Origin of the sequence: Dapis brunnea BLCC-M229, assembly GCF_050015995.1 — a bacterium.
Classification (GTDB): Bacteria; Cyanobacteriota; Cyanobacteriia; order Cyanobacteriales; family Microcoleaceae; genus Trichodesmium.
In genome coordinates this window covers 31,608-33,366 of sequence record NZ_JBNHEP010000251.1, presented here as the reverse complement: position 1 = coordinate 33,366, position 1,759 = coordinate 31,608, and the positions used below count along the sequence as shown (strand labels likewise).

Annotated in this window: 2 protein-coding genes; both read left to right on the top strand. The window is 36.0% G+C overall.

Going from position 1 to position 1,759, the window contains the following annotated elements:
* Nucleotides 1–183: 183 nt before the first annotated feature.
* Nucleotides 184–333 carry a hypothetical protein gene (locus ACP6PM_RS29040; protein WP_426590360.1) on the top strand — a complete coding sequence of 50 codons (150 nt, stop codon included), beginning with the start codon at nucleotides 184–186 and terminating at the stop codon, nucleotides 331–333.
* 275 nt (nucleotides 334–608) lie between these two features.
* Nucleotides 609–1,490, top strand: coding sequence for a dTDP-4-dehydrorhamnose reductase (rfbD, locus tag ACP6PM_RS29035; protein ID WP_426590359.1), 882 nt, complete (start codon nucleotides 609–611; stop codon nucleotides 1,488–1,490).
* Nucleotides 1,491–1,759 lie beyond the last annotated feature (269 nt).

Below are 1,759 nucleotides of genomic sequence, written 5' to 3'. Positions count from 1 at the left end.
CAACTTTTAGACAAGCAGGAAAAGAAGCTTTCAAAGAATTAATCGACCATCCCGCTGTTAATATTTTAATGGCTGCCATAGAAGGTTGGAGTAATGCTAATTGAAGAGTCAGAAGTCAGGATTCAGAATATCTTTTGATAAATTGCTAACCAAGGAATTCAAGAAATAGAAAAAAATCCCTCTGTGAAATCTAGAATAATTACAACTTTTAGACAAGCAGGAAAAGAAGCTTTCAAAGAATTAATCGACCATCCCGCAGTTAATATTTTAATGGCTGCCATTGAAAGTTGGAGTAATGCTAATACCATTTCTCAAAAATCTTGCTATACCTGATTGGGTGGGAAAGTGTGGGGAGTGTGGGAGGTGAGGAGAGAGGTAAAAGTAGGAATAATCTACACTAACCGACTAATAATTGTCAAAAACAGACTTTGAATCTTGGTAAATATTTGACTATTGAAGTATAGCTCAAGTATAGCATTACTTTTGGTAATTGGTATAATTGAATAATAGAATAAGGAGTCGAAAGTCTAAACTAGAAATCGTTTCGTCTGAATCCGAAAAAATAAAATCGAAAAATTAAACTTAAATCAAATTACTAAAAATTAGAAATGAAAATCTTATTAACAGGTATTAACGGACAACTAGGAAACCAACTACAACCCCTCCTAATAAAAATCGGAGAAGTAACGGCAGTAGGGCGAGAAAACTTAGACCTGGCAGACCCCAATGCCATCTCCCAACTTATAGACCAACTTAAACCAGAACTAATTATCAATGCCGCAGCTTATACAGCAGTTGACAAATCTGAAAACGAAGCAGAATTAGCTCATGCTGTAAATAGTATCGCTCCTGGAATTATGGCAAAAGAGGCAAAAAAGTTAGGAGCAACCTTAATACACATTTCCACCGATTATGTTTTTGATGGTAGTCAAAGTACACCCTACACAGAAACCGACTCGACCAACCCCCTCGGAACTTATGGCAAATCTAAATTAGCTGGAGAAGAAGCAATTCGAGAAACAGAAGCTAATCATATTATTATTAGAACAGCTTGGGTCTATGGAGCTTATGGAAAAGGTAACTTTGTCAAAACCATGTTGCGGGTGGGTAAAGACAGAGAAGAATTAAGGGTCGTCTACGATCAGGTCGGTTGTCCAACTTGGACGGGAGACTTAGCAGAAGCGATCGCTCAAATTATTCCTCATCTTAATTCCGAAACCTATGGAACTTATCACTATACAAATAGTGGAGCTATTAGTTGGTACGATTTTGCTATGACTATTTTTGAGGAAGCAAAACAACTGGGTTTTCCTTTAGAGGTAAAACGAGTAGTTCCCATTACTACTGCCGAATATCCAACTCCAGCAAAACGACCAGCTTTTTCAGTTTTGAATAGTGGGAAAATCTCAAAAGTCTTGGGAAATCATTCTCCATACTGGCGAGATAGTTTGAGGCAAATGTTAAAGCAGTTAGCTGCTTTGAGTAATTAACGATCGGCTTTTTTTGTTTTTCGGATTCTGATAAATTTGTTGATGAGTCAAACTACCAGTCGCCCTACCTAGATAAAAATATTTTCCAGAGACTCATGAACACAAGACTGACTCAAACAAGCTATGTATAGTAAGCAAAAACTATAACGTTATAGTTTTTGTATCTGAAACCTATGGTCGGAGTAAGTATTGAAAAATTTACTCATAAATAGCTAAAGTTTTTTGTCATACTAATTTTAAGCTAATAAATTTATCTAATGAATTCTACT